Annotated in this window: 16 protein-coding genes; 9 read left to right on the forward strand and 7 right to left on the reverse strand. The window is 69.3% G+C overall.

Features of this window, described 5'->3' with window-relative positions; genetic code table 11:
* Positions 1–19 precede the first annotated feature (19 nt).
* The 6 genes from OG241_RS33785 to OG241_RS33810 form a co-directional block, all read right to left on the reverse strand.
* The gene (locus OG241_RS33785) at positions 20–280 is read right to left on the reverse strand and encodes a hypothetical protein (protein WP_405820747.1); all 261 of its coding nucleotides are present in this window, start codon (positions 278–280) and stop codon (positions 20–22) included.
* Complete coding sequence (locus OG241_RS33790) at positions 277–486, reverse strand: hypothetical protein (RefSeq protein ID WP_405820749.1); 210 nt, start codon at positions 484–486, stop codon at positions 277–279. The genes OG241_RS33785 and OG241_RS33790 overlap by 4 nt, the downstream gene beginning before the upstream one ends.
* Positions 483–920, reverse strand: coding sequence for a hypothetical protein (locus OG241_RS33795; RefSeq protein ID WP_405820751.1), 438 nt, complete (start codon positions 918–920; stop codon positions 483–485). Before OG241_RS33795 ends, OG241_RS33790 begins: the two co-directional genes overlap by 4 nt.
* A 56-nt stretch (positions 921–976) precedes the next feature.
* Entirely contained in the window at positions 977–2206 is a 1230-nt protein-coding gene (locus OG241_RS33800) for a helix-turn-helix domain-containing protein (RefSeq protein ID WP_405820753.1), read from the reverse strand.
* A 172-nt stretch (positions 2207–2378) separates the two neighbouring features.
* Entirely contained in the window at positions 2379–2783 is a 405-nt protein-coding gene (locus OG241_RS33805) for a hypothetical protein (RefSeq protein ID WP_405820754.1), read from the reverse strand.
* 14 nt (positions 2784–2797) lie between these two features.
* Positions 2798–3619 carry a GAF domain-containing protein gene (locus tag OG241_RS33810; RefSeq protein WP_405820755.1) on the reverse strand — a complete coding sequence of 274 codons (822 nt, stop codon included), beginning with the start codon at positions 3617–3619 and terminating at the stop codon, positions 2798–2800.
* A gap of 220 nt (positions 3620–3839) precedes the next feature.
* On the opposite strand from OG241_RS33810, the gene OG241_RS33815 reads away from it, so the two are divergent.
* From OG241_RS33815 to OG241_RS33850, 8 genes are all read left to right on the forward strand, one after another.
* Positions 3840–5651: an ABC-F family ATP-binding cassette domain-containing protein gene (locus tag OG241_RS33815; RefSeq protein WP_405820757.1), complete on the forward strand. Its 1812-nt coding sequence runs from the start codon at positions 3840–3842 to the stop codon at positions 5649–5651.
* A gap of 275 nt (positions 5652–5926) precedes the next feature.
* A complete protein-coding gene (locus tag OG241_RS33820) occupies positions 5927–7756 on the forward strand; it encodes a PQQ-binding-like beta-propeller repeat protein (RefSeq protein ID WP_405820759.1) in 1830 nt (609 codons plus the stop codon).
* 80 nt (positions 7757–7836) lie between these two features.
* Complete coding sequence (locus OG241_RS33825; protein WP_405820761.1) at positions 7837–9450, forward strand: PQQ-binding-like beta-propeller repeat protein; 1614 nt, start codon at positions 7837–7839, stop codon at positions 9448–9450.
* A 293-nt stretch (positions 9451–9743) separates the two neighbouring features.
* Positions 9744–10442: a LuxR C-terminal-related transcriptional regulator gene (locus tag OG241_RS33830; RefSeq protein WP_405820763.1), complete on the forward strand. Its 699-nt coding sequence runs from the start codon at positions 9744–9746 to the stop codon at positions 10440–10442.
* 186 nt (positions 10443–10628) lie between these two features.
* Positions 10629–11690 (forward strand): galactose-1-phosphate uridylyltransferase, encoded by a 1062-nt coding sequence (gene galT / locus OG241_RS33835; protein WP_405820765.1) that lies wholly within the window; start codon positions 10629–10631, stop codon positions 11688–11690.
* Positions 11687–12655: a UDP-glucose 4-epimerase GalE gene (gene galE / locus OG241_RS33840; RefSeq protein ID WP_405820767.1), complete on the forward strand. Its 969-nt coding sequence runs from the start codon at positions 11687–11689 to the stop codon at positions 12653–12655. The genes galT and galE overlap by 4 nt, the downstream gene beginning before the upstream one ends.
* A 48-nt stretch (positions 12656–12703) precedes the next feature.
* Positions 12704–13885 carry a galactokinase gene (galK, locus tag OG241_RS33845; RefSeq protein ID WP_405820771.1) on the forward strand — a complete coding sequence of 394 codons (1182 nt, stop codon included), beginning with the start codon at positions 12704–12706 and terminating at the stop codon, positions 13883–13885.
* Between the two features lie 76 nt (positions 13886–13961).
* Positions 13962–14291, forward strand: coding sequence for a hypothetical protein (locus OG241_RS33850; protein WP_405820774.1), 330 nt, complete (start codon positions 13962–13964; stop codon positions 14289–14291).
* A gap of 64 nt (positions 14292–14355) precedes the next feature.
* Here OG241_RS33850 and OG241_RS33855 read toward each other — a convergent pair whose 3' ends face one another.
* A complete protein-coding gene (locus tag OG241_RS33855; RefSeq protein ID WP_405820775.1) occupies positions 14356–14796 on the reverse strand; it encodes a MarR family winged helix-turn-helix transcriptional regulator in 441 nt (146 codons plus the stop codon).
* 66 nt (positions 14797–14862) lie between these two features.
* Here OG241_RS33855 and OG241_RS33860 point away from each other — a divergent pair, with 66 nt between their 5' ends.
* Entirely contained in the window at positions 14863–15237 is a 375-nt protein-coding gene (locus OG241_RS33860) for a cupin domain-containing protein (RefSeq protein WP_405820777.1), read from the forward strand.
* Positions 15238–15314 lie beyond the last annotated feature (77 nt).

Genomic DNA, 15314 nt, shown 5'->3' on the forward strand with positions numbered 1-15314 from the left:
CCGACGTAGATCTACGCCCCTACGTGCGCCCTGTGACGCGCGCCGTGCCGGACGACACCTGGACGGACTGGCGGCAGTCCGGCCCGGACGGCGGCGCCGGGTGGCCGTCGAGAGCGCGGCAGAGGGCGGCGTGGAGGTGTTCGGCTTCGGCGGGGGTGAGGGTCAGTTCGGTGTCGGCCGTCTGGTCGCTGTTGCGAGTCAGGCGCAGAGGGAGGATCAGGCGGTCGTCGTCGGTGCGGCGCAAGGGACGCCCGGGGATGCGCTCGACCTTCCAGGTCATGAGGGGTCCCCCTTCGTCTCCAGCCGTCCGATGCAGGCGAGGCGGTACGTGCCCCACAGCTCGCGTCCGTCCGCGCAGCCGTCCGACGCCTTGCGCACGCCCTTGCAGTGGTCGCACTTGCGGGTGTGCTCGAACCAGAGTCGGTAGGCGCGTAGCGTGGGGTCCTCGGCGGCCTGTACGGCCCCGCCGATCCGTCCGTCTTTCACGAGCTGCCCCCGGCGTTTTTGTCGTGGCGCTTATGGAAGCGCGTGAACTGGCTGCCGTACAAATGAAGTTGATCGGTAGTGAGGATGAACAGGGTCTCGGTTGTTCCGCCGTCCTCGTAGTGGATGCGGACGGACAGAGCGCCTTGCTGCGCCCGCTGGTCGTAGGCCAGCTCCCGGCTCTCAGGTGTGACGTGAGTGATCTTCGCGGGGACGGGCGCGAGTGTCGTGCCGTCGGCAGCGGCGGACCACTCCGTACCGCCACCCGGCGGGCGTAGGTGATAGGTGCGTCGTCCTTCGCCGGGCAAGGCGACGACGACGCCGATCTGCCCCTCCCGGGCGATGTCCCGGGCGAGGTCACCGAGCCGTGGGCGGAAGGGCTCCGACCCTAACTCGTTGTCCGGACAGGAGAGATTGGAGCTTGACTGTTGCGTCATGCCACTGACGCTAGAAGTGCGCCAGGAGCCCAATATGAATCAGAGGAATATGGTCCTCAGCCGTCCAGACTGAACCGATCGGACATGCGGCGCAACCTCTCGCGCGTCGAGGTTCGCTCGGCGTACACGATGCTCCGCAGGGTCGATCGGGCGATCGGGTGGTTGCGTACCAGCTGGGGGGCGATCCGCTCGGCCGTTTCCAACTCGGCAAGGGCCTTGCTCCGGTTGCCGTCCCACAGCCATGCCCGGGCCAGGTCCATGTGGTGGTGCCCTTGGCGGGAGTTGGGGAGTGCGGCGACCAACTCGGGGCTTGTGCGGTGGTTTATGGCGAGGGCCCTGGTCTGGTCGCCGGTTTCCAGAGCAACGCTGATCGCGTGGATCTGGACGTTGCCGGGTGAGAACGTGAGCGAGTGGCGGTCGTAGACCGGTCGCCCCCGGCAGTCGCGTACGCGGTTGGCCGCGTCACGGGCATGCCCGATGCGGTCCTCGGCCTCGGACGGCCGTCCCGCGCGGGCTGCCGACACGGCGGCGCGGAGCTGGAGTGAGCCCCACATGCGAAGGGCGAGCGGGTCGCCGTCGTCGTAGTCGCTCTGAAGGTGCGCGAGGGCCTTGTCAGACAGTGCGATCGAGTCGGCCCAGTCAGCCGTCGCCCACATGTCCCACGCACGCATCCAGTCGGCGAGCGAAGGCATGACGGGGTCGCCAGACAGACGGGCGGACCATGCTGCACGCTCGGCGGCCATGGTGATCAGTTCGGGGTGACCGAGGGAATGCGCGGCGGTATGGGCGAATTTGCAGGCGACGGCGTACACCGCGTACGCCTCTTCCCGCTCGTGGCCAGTGGAGACCTCGGCGAGTGCTCGGGCCTCGCGGAGCAGGTCCGGCAGGACGCGCAGGATCGCGGAGTTGGCCGCCGCATCCCGGAGGCGGTGCAGACGGGTCATGTCCCGCCACAGCTCAACGGAAGTCCGAGGTATGCCGTCGAACACCGGGGTCAGGTCGTAGCGACGCAGCTCGCGCAGAATCGAGGTCGCGGCAACCCGCCACTGGTTCTCGGCCGGACTGCTCGCATACGGGCGCCCGGTCAGGTCGTTCGGATGGATGTGCAGTTCGGCGGCGATAGCGTTGAGGAGACCCACACGGTCTATCTCAATCTGCCCGCGCTCCATCTTGGACACCCACCCCTGCGTCTTCCCCAGGGCTGTGGCCAGGTCGGCCTGCGGCATCCCTAGACGCAGTCGTGCCCGGCGTACCCGGCGCCCGATCTCTTCGGCTTCCTCCAGCATCAGCGCACTTCCCGGAGCGCGGCGGGCCTGTCGTGCTGACGTGGTCGGCAGGGCATCGGGGCTCCATTCCTTCGGGCCTGTCCCTAAGAACGGTACCCATCCCTTGGGCAGGATGCGGAAGTTGCCAAGCACGGCAGCCCTGCGGGTGGTTCCGCGCGACGGGTACCGACCATCACCCAGGTGCACCGCTACCACTGCGCCCGGGGCCAGACGTACGACCCTCATTCTCGGGGCGCAGCAACCGCCAGGCGAAGAGAAGGGCCAGTGCGAACGTCGGCACCAGTAGAGCCGCCGGCAAGAGGCCCCACCCCCAGAACCCCATGCTGAACAGGGCGACAGCGATGACGCCGAACGCGAACGTTGCGACTGCGGTGATGCTCAGGTTCGACAGGGTTTCCTCGCGTGGCCGAGCCAGTTCGGCCTCCACATGGCGGCGAGCCGCCGCGAGGGCGGCGCGGCGCGTGTACTCGTGAGCCTGAAGCAACTCCCAGGTCTCGTCGCTGACGCCCTCCATGTGGTCCGGCATGGGGGGCTCGCCGGACTGCCTACGTAGGCGGCGCCGGTTTCGCTGTGCCATCGGAAGCCTCCTCCCTACTTCAGTGCGTAGGAAGCCGCGAGAATGTCTGCCAGTGTCTCCATCAGCGTGACATGTGGGTCGATGAAGTCCGAGAGGTTGGGCGCGTCGACGGAGAGAACACCTATCTTCTCCGTTCCGTGAATGACGGGGACGGCGATCACGGCTTTGTATCCAGTGCCAGCGGGAAGCAGGTAGGACTGAGACACACTGGTGCCGTCGATTCTGAACGTCTTCCCGCTTCCGACGAGGATGTGGTTCTTCATGTGCGCTGCGCCGACCGGATCGATGACTCCCCTGGGAGCCCGGTACCCGGGAAGGGAGCCTTCCAGCGTGAAATCGCCGGTGGCGGCGTCGTAGAGGTAGAAGCTGCACCGGGCCCGAGGAATGAAGGTCGGACCCACCGGCGGAGCGGTGAGGGTGACTGCTCCCATCAGGACTTGGTTGAGGATGTCCCTACGCGCTTGTTTGAGGTCGTCGACCGTCTGGGACGGGACAGAGGACGACAGCGGCGCCGCCGTTGCGTACAGCGCGGCCAGCTCTTTGACCTTGTTGCTCAAGGGGCGAAGCGTCGTCGAGTACAGCATCGTCATGTCCGCCTCCGCCCGGATGGCGCGATCCTCGGCCCGCTTCTTGGCCTTCTCCACGGAGCGATTCTCGAAGTGGGTGATCAGCACGACACCGAAGGCGGATACGCCGGCTATGAGAGCCCAGTGTTCCTTGTCCGCGCCCTGGGCCCCGTCGGCCCACACCGAGACAACGGCTACGGCCACACCGAGGCCTGCGGAGAAGAGGAGGAAAAGATAGTGAATGCCCCGTCGGGCCAGCCATTGCTTCATCCGTATGTGAACTCCGCGATCATCGAAGGGCCGCGTTCGTTAGGGTGCCACACTTCACCTGCGCGGTGGCCGGAGTCCGCGGTCTCGGTGGCCCGGTCGTGGTCGCCCGACCGCAGGCGCCGGTGAGAGGGCGGCCCCCGCCCTGCAGAACCCACCCCCGACACCCCACCCACCCCGCCCACTACCCTGGAAGGTCGATCCACCCCACCTCAGGAGCGAAATGGCCGTCAACCTCGTCAATGTCGAGAACGTCAGCAAGGTGTACGGGACCCGTGCCCTGCTCGACGGGATCTCGCTCGGGGTGTCCGAGGGGGACCGGATCGGGGTCGTGGGTCGTAATGGCGACGGCAAGACCACCCTCATCCGGATGCTCGCCAAGCTGGAGGAGGCCGACACCGGGCGTGTGACCCACTCCGGGGGCCTGCGTCTCGGCGTGCTCACCCAGCACGACTCCCTCGACCCCACCGCCACCGTCCGCCACGAGGTCATCCGTGACATGGCGGACCACGAGTGGGCCGGGAACTCCAAGATCAGGGACGTACTCACCGGGCTGTTCGGCGGGCTCGACCTCCCCGGGTTCCCGCAGGGGCTCGACACCGTCATCGGGCCGCTCTCCGGTGGTGAGCGGCGTCGGATCGCGCTCGCCAAGCTGCTCATCGACGAGCCCGACCTGATCGTCCTCGACGAGCCCACCAACCACCTCGACGTCGAGGGCATCTCCTGGCTCGCCCGGCATCTGCGCGAGCGCCGCTCCGCGCTCGTCTGCGTCACCCACGACCGCTGGTTCCTCGACCAGGTCTGCACCCGCATGTGGGACGTGCAGAAGGGCGACGTGTACGAGTACGAGGGCGGCTACACCGACTACGTCTTCGCCCGCGCCGAGCGTGAGCGCATCGCCGCCACCGAAGAGGTCAAGCGGCAGAACCTGGTCCGCAAGGAGCTGGCCTGGCTGCGACGCGGGGCGCCCGCCCGTACGTCCAAGCCGCGCTTCCGCGTCGAGGCCGCCAACGAGCTGATCGCCGACGTACCGCCGCCCCGCGACACCAGCGAGCTGATGAAGTTCGCCTCGACCCGGCTCGGCAAGACCGTGTTCGACCTCGAGGACGTGACCGTGCAGGCCGGGCCAAAGGTGCTCCTCAAGCACCTCACCTGGCAGCTCGGCCCCGGTGACCGCATCGGGCTCGTCGGGGTCAACGGCGCCGGCAAGACCTCCCTCCTGCGTGCCATGGCCGAGGCCGCCCGCAGCGACGGCGAGAAGCAGCCCGCCGCCGGACGCGTCGCCGTCGGCAAGACCGTCAAGCTCGCCTATCTCTCCCAGGAGGTCGGCGAGCTCAACCCGAACCTGCGGGTGCTGGAGGCCGTGCAGCAGATCCGCGACCGCGTCGACCTCGGCAAGGGGCGCGAACTGACCGCCGGACAGCTCTGCGAGACGTTCGGGTTCGGCAAGGAGAAGCAGTGGACCCCGGTCGGGGACCTGAGCGGTGGTGAGCGGCGGCGGCTGCAGATCCTGCGTCTCCTCATGGACGAGCCCAACGTCCTCTTCCTCGACGAGCCCACCAACGACCTCGACATCGAGACCCTCACCCAGCTCGAAGACCTCCTCGACGGCTGGCCCGGCTCCATGGTCGTCATCTCCCACGACCGGTTCTTCATCGAGCGCACCACCGACCGGGTCTTCGCCCTCCTCGGCGACGCCTCCCTCCGCATGCTGCCGCGCGGCATCGACGAGTACCTGGAGCGGCGCAAGCGGATGGAGGAGGTCGCCGCTGCCGCGATCCAGTCCGCCCCCGCCGCGACCAGGGCCGGCACCGAGAAGAGTGCCGCCGACGTCCGCGCCGCCAAGAAGGAACTCCAGAAGATCGAGCGGCAGTTGGACAAGATGTCCGAGCGCGAGAGCAAGCTGCACACCCAGATCGCCGACAACTCCACCGACTTCGAGAAGGTCGCCAAGCTCGACGCCGAGCTGCGCCAACTCTCCGGCGAGCGCGACGACTTGGAACTGCGGTGGCTGGAACTCGCGGACGAGGCATAGCCGACGGCGGCCAGGGCCATAGCCGAAGGCGGCCAGGGCGTGGAGTTCGCAGACGTGGCGTGAAGGGCGCGTGAACACGCATAACGGCGGTATCACGGGCCTGTTCGCCCTTGGGAACAGAGGCGGACAGGGCGGATACAGTCAGGTGCGGGGTGGCCACGGAGTGGTAGAAAGAGCCCTCTGAGAACTCCCCTGAGGACCTTGCCGAGTGCGTCCGCGCGCCCTTCGGGTACCTCAGGGCGTGGCTAAAAGTCAGCTGAAGGGGGAACGCGCTGATGACCCAGCCGCCCAGCCAACCACCCCAGGGCTCACCCCAGGGCCCGCCCCAGGGTGGCTTCGGACCGTCACCGGAGGTACCGCAGGGCGGGCCCCCGGGCGTGGCACCGGGCGCGCTGCCGGCCACGCCGTACGGGTCACCACCCCCCATGCCGCACGGCGCGCCGCCACCCCTGCCACCGGCCCCGCCCACACCCCAGCCGGGCTACGGCCAGCCGCAGCATCCCGGCCCCTACGCCCAACCGGGCCCGTACGGCGGCCAGTCCGGCCCCTACGCCCCCCAGCCCCCGGCGTACGGCGCCGCGCCAGGGTACGGCTACCCCGGCCCGCAGCCCCCGCAGTTCCCCGGCGCGCCCGTACCCCCGGCGCAGCTCCCGCCCGGCGGCGGCTCCCGCGGCCCCTTCAAGGGGCGGCCCGCGTTGATGCTCGTAGCGGCCGTCGCCGCGCTGCTCGTCATCGGGGGCACGGTGTACGCCGTGACCAGCGGTGGCGGCGACGACAAGCCCGGCTCGGGAGGCGGCCAGGCCGGCCCCGACCTCTCCGCGCCCGCCTCCGGCCCCGCCGACCCCGCCGCCGGCGACGACGACAACGGTGGCGGCGGTACCGCCGGCGCGGACCCCGACAACCTCAACGCGGGGCGCAAGGCCGGCGACGCGAAGGTGCTGTGGTCCAAGGACGCGCCGGACGCACCCGCCTCCGGCGCCAACGCCGACGGCATGTGGATCACCGACAAGGTGGCCGTGAAGACGGCGTACAAGGAGGTGTTCGCGTTCCGGGTCGGGGACGGGGGCACCGCGTGGGGGCCGATCACCTTCCCGCAGAAGATCTGCGCCGTCACTCCGCAGAAGTCGGCCGACGACAAGATCGTGGTCGCCTATATGAGCGGGGCCAGCGAGCGGGCCAAGTGCAACAAGCTCCAGCTGCTCGACCTGAACACGGGTGCGAAGGGCTGGAGCGGTGAGGTCGCCGACGGGGCGCTGTTCGACAGCTCGCTCAGTGTGGAGCTGTCGGTCACCGGCACGACGCTGATGGTCGGGCGCTCGCAGTCCGGCACGGCGTACGACCTGAACACCGGCGCCAAACTGTTCGACAAGGTGAAGTACGGGGCCGCCTGCTTCCCCGCCGCCTTCGCGGGCGGCGCCAGGCTGATCGTCGTGTCGTCCTGCGGGGCGTCCACCTCCACGGAACACGACGAGGTGCAGGAACTGGACCCGAAGACCGGCGCGGCCCGCTGGACCCGGCCGATTCCGAAGGGCTGGGCGGTCGGGCGTACCTACTCCGTCGACCCTGTCGTCCTCTACCTCACCAACGAGGACAAGAAGTCGTGGAACATCTCCACGCTCAAGGACGACGGCACCTTCCGTTCCGAGGTCTCCGTCGACGAGTCCTTCGCCCCCGTGTGCGGCTGGGCGATCCTCGAACGCGACCTCCAGGGCTGCCAGGGCGTGGCCACCGACGCCGACACCCTCTATCTCCCGACCGAGGCGAACGAGGTCGTCGCGATCAACCTCGCCACCGGCAAGGAGAAGTGGCGCGTCAAGTCACCGGCCGAGCAGCCCATGCTGCCGATGAAGGTCGAGGGCGGCGAACTCGTCGCGTACGTCGAGCCGCCGTACGACGCAGGCGGCCAGGTCGTGTCGATCCCCGTCAACGGCGCGAGCCACACCCCGAAGAAGCTGCTCCAGAACCCGGCGGGCGCCGCCAAGGTGGAGAACGGCTTCTACTCCAAGGCGTACGACTGGGTGGACGGCCGCTTCTTCCTCTCCACCACCAGGCTGAGCGGCAAGGACGAGCTGAAGGAGAAACTGATGCTCGCCTACGGCAAGTAGGCCCAGCCCTCTCCCCGCGCTCCCCCTCCCCAGTTCTCCCCTCCCCTTCTTCTTCTCTCCGCTCCCGAGGTACCCACGTCATGACCCAGCCGCCGCCCCCGCCTCCGCCCAACCAGCCTCCGCCGCCCCCCGGCTACGGCTATCCCCAGGGGCCGAACCCGTACACCCAGCCGCCGCAGCCCCAGTACGGCTACCCGCAGCAGCAGCCCCACCCCGTCTATCCGCCTCAACCTCCTTCTCCTGGAAGTCCTGGACGGAAGTCGAACGCGCAGGCGGTCATCATCGTCTCGGCCGTCGCCGCGATCGCACTGATCATCGGTGGCGGTGTCTGGTACTCCTCCTCCAAGGACGGCCGGAGCGACGACAAGAACAACGCCTCCGGCACGACCGGCGGCACCGGCGGCACCGGGGAGACCAGTGGCGACGGCGGTACGGACAAGGCACCCGCGAACACCGCCTCCAAGGTCCTCTTCCAGGTCCCCGAGCCCGTCGTCAGCGCCGACGAGAACAGCACCACCGTCGTCGGGTCCTGGCTCACCGACACGGTGTACGCCAAGACCGGTCGCGCCGAGATCGTCGGATACGACCCCGTGAAGGGCACCAAGCTCTGGACGGTCCCGCTGCCCGGCCCGGTGTGCGAGGCGAGCCGTCACGCCACCGCCGACCACCGGACGGCGATCGTGTACGAGCCCGCCATGCCGACCAAGGACAAGCCCTCGCACGGCTGCAGCCAGGTCGCGGCGATCGACCTCGGCGCGGGCAAGAAGCTGTGGACGCGGACGGTCAAGACCGGCGACCAGGTGATCAACCTCGACAACGTGACGGTCAGCGCGAACACGGTCGCCGTGGGCGGCACCAGCGGCGGCGCCGCCTTCGACATCACCGGCAAGGCCCTCTGGGCCCCGAAGCCGGCCGACGCCTGCTACGACGCGGGCTACGGCGGCGGCGAGAAGCTGGTCGCGGTACGCAAGTGCGGTTCCTACGGCGCCCGGCAGCTGAACATCCAGACCATCGACCCGGTCTCCGGCAAGGTGCTCTCCGAGTACGCGATGGCCAAGGGCATCGAGGACGCCAGCGTGGTGTCGACGAACCCGCTCGTCGTGGCCGCCGACGTCAACCGCTCGGCGGGCGACGGCAGCGGTATCTCGGACTTCTTCTCCATCGACAACACGACCGGCCGGCTCCGTACGAAGATCTCGGCGCCCGGCGACCGGTACGCCGCCGAGTGCGAGGGCGTCACCAGGATCGAGTACTGCACCAAGCTGGCCGTCGGCAACGACAGGCTGTACCTCCCGACCGAGGACCACGACGGCACCGGCGAGTACAGCAAGACCAACGAGATCGTCGCCTTCGACCTCGGCACCGGCAAGCTGGACGGCCAACGGGCCGACGCGGGCGACGGCTACTCGATCTCCCCGCTGACCATGGACGGCGGCAACGTGATCGCGTACAAGCGCCCGCCCTACGACAAGGGCGGTCAGGTCGTCAGCATCGACGGCGGTTCCTTCGCGCAGACGAAGCTGATGGAGAACCCGGCGACGAAGACGGTCCGCGAGATCGAGTTCGGCATGCAGCCCGAGTACGCCGAGCTCATCTACGCCGACGGCCGCCTCTACATGTCCCAGGTGTACGCCCACAAGCCCTCCGCCACGGGGGAGAAGAGGTACCTGGCGATCGCGTACGGCACGAACTGACCACACACGAACTGACCGCACACGAACCGAACACGATCGGATGATCGCCGACCGCTGCCGTTGACGGCCCCGTCCCTGTTCAGGGGCGGGGTCGGGCACGTACTACTCATCACCCTCGAATGAGAGGATTTTCGACGATCCGGGGCACTTCTCTCCAGTAGGGGAAGCGCAACGTCGAACAAGCGTGTAGCTTCCGGGGTCATGAGAAGCGGGGGGAGCCGGGGGGCTCCCGTCCGTGGGGACCAATGGGCATCCAGAAGGGACAACCGTTGGGGGGACTGGGGGGTGGCTCGATGGGAGTGCGGCTGATGGTGGTCGACGACCACCGACTGCTCGCCGAGGCTCTCGCCTCGGCGTTGAAGCTGCGCGGGCACCGGGTGCTCGCCGCGGCGGCGCCCGCCGCGGGCGCGGCGGAACTGGTGATCACACGCGCGCCGGAGGTGTGCCTGCTGGGCACGGCCACACCGGCCGAGCCGGGCATGTTCGACCCGGTGGTACGGATCAAGCGAGAGCGTCCGCAGGTGGCGGTCCTGGTGCTGGGCCCGGTGCCCAGTCCGCGCGGCATCGCCGCCGCCTTCGCCGCGGGCGCTTCCGGATACGTACGTCACGACGAGCGCATAGAAGGCGTCGAGCGCGCCATCATGAAGGCCAGGGCGGGCGAGGTGGCGGTCTCCCCGCAGCTGCTGCAGGGCGCGTTCAGCGAACTCCTCAACCCCGCCGCCCAGCCTGACGACGAGGGGCAGCGCCTGCTGCAGCTGCTCACGCCGAGGGAGGTCGAGGTCCTGGTCCGGGTCGCCGACGGTGAGGACACCCGGCTGATCGCGGCCGGCATGGGGATCGCGCCCAGTACGGCCCGTACGCATGTGCAGCGGGTGCTGATGAAGCTGGGGGTCGGGTCGAGACTGGAGGCGGCGGCGCTGGCGGCCCGTACGGGACTGCTGGACCGGGCGGGCCCGGTGCAGCAGCACTCACCTCCTGGCCCGGACTTCTGACCAGGCAGCTCTCCTCGGACCGCGGAGCCGGAGTTCCCGTGAACTCCGGCTCCGCTCCTGTGTCACGGCATCCGTTCACGGCACCCGTTCACGACCTCTCTAGCCATATCGGTGGTTGTGGATTTATGATTTAATGTGTTCGGTTCTGTTTGAAGCTAGGTTTTTGGTACGGATGGAGAGTCCGGCGTGAAGAAGACCTCGACGAGGCTCGCCGACGGTCGTGAGCTCATCTACTACGACCTGCGCGACGACACGGTGCGTGACGCGGTGGACCGGCGGCCCCTGGAGCGCACGGTCACCACGTCGCAGGTGCGCCGGGACCCGCTGCTCGGCGATGACGTGGCGATCGCCTCGCACCGCCAGGGCCGCATCTACCACCCCCCGGCCGACGAGTGCCCCCTCTGCCCGACCCAGGGCGACCGGCTGAGCGAGATCCCGGACTCGTCGTACGACGTGGTCGTCTTCGAGAACCGCTTCCCCTCCCTGGCCGGCGACTCCGGGCGCTGCGAGGTGGTCTGCTTCACCTCCGACCACAACTCGTCCTTCGCCGACCTCACCGAGGAGCAGACCCGGCTGGTCCTGGAGGCGTGGACCGACCGCACGTCCGAGCTGTCGCACCTCCCCGCGGTCGAGCAGGTGTTCTGCTTCGAGAACCGCGGCGCCGAGATCGGCGTCACCCTCGGCCATCCGCACGGCCAGATCTACGCGTACCCCTTCACCACCCCCCGTACGGCCCTGATGCTCCGCTCGGTGGCCGCGCACAAGGAGGCGACGGGCGGCGAGAACCTCTTCGACTCGATCCTGGAGAAGGAACTCGCGGGCGAGCGCATCGTCCTGGCCACCGACCACTGGGTGGCCTTCGTGCCGTACGCCGCCCACTGGCCGTACGAGGTGCACCTGTACCCGCGCCGCCGCGTGCCGGACCTGCTCGCTCTCGACGAGGACGCCCGCACAGAGTTCCCCAAGGTCTACCTGGAACTCTTGAGGCGCTTCGACCGGATCTTCGGCGAAGGTGAACCGCCGACGCCGTACATCGCGGCCTGGCACCAGGCGCCGTTCGGCACGCTGGAGGAGTTCGAGGGTGTGGGCCGCGACGACTTCGGTCTCCACCTCGAGCTTTTCACCATTCGCCGTACTTCCGGCAAGCTGAAGTTCCTCGCGGGCTCCGAGTCGGGGATGAGCGTGTTCATCAACGACATCCAGCCGGAATCCGCGGCCCAGCGACTGCGAGAGGTAGCGAGTTCATGAGCGGTAAGTACCTGGTCACCGGTGGTGCGGGCTATGTCGGCGGGGTGGTCGCCCAGCACCTGCTGGAGGCCGGCCACGAGGTCGTCGTCCTCGACAACCTCTCGACGGGCTTCCGGGAGGGCGTCCCGGCAGGTGCCACGTTCGTGGAGGGCGACATCAAGGACGCCGCCAAGTGGCTCGACGCCTCCTTCGACGGGGTGCTCCACTTCGCGGCCTCCTCCCAGGTCGGCGAGTCGGTCGTCAAGCCCGAGAAGTACTGGGACAACAACGTCGGCGGCTCGATGGCGCTGCTCACGGCGATGCGCGAGGCGGGCGTCCGCAAGCTGGTCTTCTCGTCCACGGCGGCGACGTACGGCGAACCGGAGGAGACCCCGATCGTCGAGACGGCCCGGACCTCCCCGACGAACCCCTACGGCGCCTCGAAGCTGGCCGTCGACCACATGATCACCAGCGAGGCGACGGCCCACGGCCTGGCCGCGGTGTCGCTGCGCTACTTCAACGTCGCCGGCGCGTACGCCACCCAGGGCGAGCGCCACGACCCCGAGTCCCACCTGATCCCCCTCGTCCTCCAGGTCGCCCAGGGCAAGCGGGACGCGATCTCGGTCTACGGCGAGGACTACCCCACCCCCGACGGCACCTGCGTACGGGACTACATCCACGTCGCGGACCTGGCGGACGCCCACCTGCTGGCCCTCACGGCCGCCACAGCGGGCGAACACCTGATCTGCAACCTCGGCAACGGCGAGGGCTTCTCGGTCCGCGAGGTCGTCGAGACGGTCCGTCAGGTCACCGGGCACCCGATCCCCGAGGTCGTGGCCCCGCGCAGGGGAGGCGACCCGGCCGTCCTGGTCGCCTCCGCCGACCGGGCCCGGACCCGCCTCGGCTGGAACCCGACCCGGTCCGACCTGGCCGGAATCGTCGCGGACGCGTGGGAGTTCGCGCAGCGGCAGCACAGCGACAAGTAGCGGTAACCAGCGGTACTGGAACGTACGAGAAGGCAAGAGGTAGAGGGCATGACGACTGCGGATGTCGCCGAGGTTGCCGAGGTATTCGAGGAGCTGTACGGATCGGCACCGGAGGGAGTGTGGGCGGCGCCGGGCCGCGTCAACCTGATCGGCGAACACACCGACTACAACGACGGCTTCGTCATGCCCTTCGCCCTCCCGCACACGGCGGTGGCAGCGGTCTCCCGCCGCACGGACGGTGTCGTACGCCTGCACTCGTCGGACATCGAGGGCGGTGTCACCGAGCTGCGGGTGGCGGAGTTGGCCCCCGAGTCGGACAAGAACTGGACGGCGTACCCGGCGGGCGTGATCTGGGCGCTGCTGGACGCGGGCCACGAGTCGGTCGCGACCGGCGCGGACATCCACCTGACCTCGACGGTACCGACGGGCGCGGGCCTGTCGTCGTCGGCGGCGCTGGAGGTCGTGATCGCCCTGGCCCTGAACGACCTGCACGAACTCGGCCTGGAACGCTGGCAGTTGGCCCGCCTGTGCCAGCGCGCGGAGAACGTGTACGTGGGCGCTCCGACCGGCATCATGGACCAGACGGCGTCGGCGTGCTGCACCGGCGGGCACGCCCTCTTCCTGGACACCCGGGACCTCTCCCAGGACCAGATCCCCTTCGACCTCGCGGCCGAGGGCATGACCCTCCTGGTCGTGGACACCCAGGTCAAGCACTCCCACAGCGAGGGCGAGTACGGCAAGCGCCGGGCGGGCTGCGAACAGGGCGCGGAACTCCTCGACGTGAACGCGCTGCGGGATGTGCCGTACGAGGACCTGGACGCGGCACTGACCCGGCTGGCCGACGCGGGCGCCGACGAGGAGGTACGCCGTCTGGTGCGCCACGTCGTGACGGAGGACCACCGGGTGGAGCGGGTGGTGGAGTTGCTGAAGTCGGGCGGCGACACCCGCGCCATCGGCCCGATCCTCACGGAGGGCCATGCCTCCCTCCGCGACGACTTCCAGGTGTCGTGCCCGGAGCTGGACCTGGTGGTCGAGTCCGCGGTCGAGGCCGGCGCCCTGGGCGCCCGCATGACGGGCGGCGGCTTCGGCGGCTCGGCGATCGTCCTGGTCGAGGCGGAGGACGCGGACCGCATCGGCAAGGCAGTGGAACAGTCATTCGGCGCAGCCGGGTACACGGCCCCCCGGGTGTTCGCGGCGGTGCCTTCGGCGGGGGCGAGGCGGGTGCGGTGACAGTGGCGAGAGTGTGAGGTCCGAGGGCGGAGAGGCTCCGCCCTCGGACCCCCGGCACGGGGCGCGGCGACACCTCATGATCGCCAGGGAAGGTGTCCTCGCCCCGGAGTTCTCCTCCATCGAGAGCCGGCTCGGGCGGCCCGGCAACACCTGGGAGTGCTACCGCCAACTCAATGACCGCGGTACCCACTACACACCCCGGCAGGATGTCTCCACCTGGGTCCGCTTCAATCTCACCGCCTACCACCAGCAGGCCCAGACCGTCCAAGGGCGCCTCGTCCGCTCCGGCCGGGTGTGGACGGCTCTCGCCGACTTCGCCGAGGAGAGCGGTCTCGACGAACGTATATCTACGTCGCGGGCCCCCGGTTCCCCCAGCCCGCCGCCGACATCGCCCACACCCCCATGAACCTCACCCACCCGTACCGCCCCTGACCGCGATCCGCGGCAGTCCGGGCAGGCGGCCCACTGGTTCACCAGGCCGGGCGGACGGGCCCCGAGGGTGCGATGCGGGTCAGGGCGGTGACGAGTTCGCTGAAGCGGGGCTCGCCCAGTGTCTCTCGCATCGGTGCGACGGCGGCCCGGGCCGCCCGGTCGGCGGCGCGGGTGGCGGCCCAGCCGGTCTCGGTCAGTTCCAGGAGCCGCGCGCGGGCGTCGTGGGGGTGGGGACGGCGCACCACGTATCCCTTGCGGACCAGGTCCTCGACCAGCTGGGCGGCGGCCTGCTTGGTCACCCCGAGGTGCTCGGCCACGTCGGCCGTGGTGGCGTCGCCCAGGGAGATCCGGACGAAGGCGAAGCCGTGTGCCGGCCGTAGGTCCTCGAATCCCTGCTGGGACACGCGGTCGTGGATCTCCTGCACCAACTGCCCCGAGAGGGCCAGTACGAGTGCGGAGAAGGCCAGGGCGTCATCCATGGGTTGACTATAACTCGTCAACCTGCTTGTCTTTATGGACAAGTAGGTTGTCTATGGGGGGTTGGTATGTCTTTCGTTCGCAGCAGCGAGGCCGCCGTTCACGAGATCCACGGTGCCCGCTTCGTCTCCTACATCCGCCCGGACACGGGCAGCCGCGACCTCACCGCCTGGCGCGCCGAGATCCCCGCCGGAACGGTGGGTGTGGCCCACACGATCAGTCACGAGGAGTCCTTCTACGTCCTGTCCGGCAGCCTCCGGCTCACCATCGGCGGCGAGAGCGCCGAACTCGGCGCCGGTGACGCGGCGGTGGCCCCGGCAGGCTCCGAACTGGCAGTCACCAACACCACCGACCGGCCCGCGCACATGTGGGTCACCACAAGCGTCGGACTCAGCGCCGAACTGTCCGACGGCAGCATCGTCACCCCGCCCTGGGCCCACTAGGTCCGCCCTGCAGATACCCCCGGGCCCGGCACATCCCCCGCAGCACCTCGGGTATCTCTTTCGCCGGAAGCGCTCAA

The sequence above is a fragment of the Streptomyces sp. NBC_01390 genome, from assembly GCF_045040105.1.
Lineage (GTDB): Bacteria > Actinomycetota > Actinomycetes > Streptomycetales > Streptomycetaceae > Streptomyces.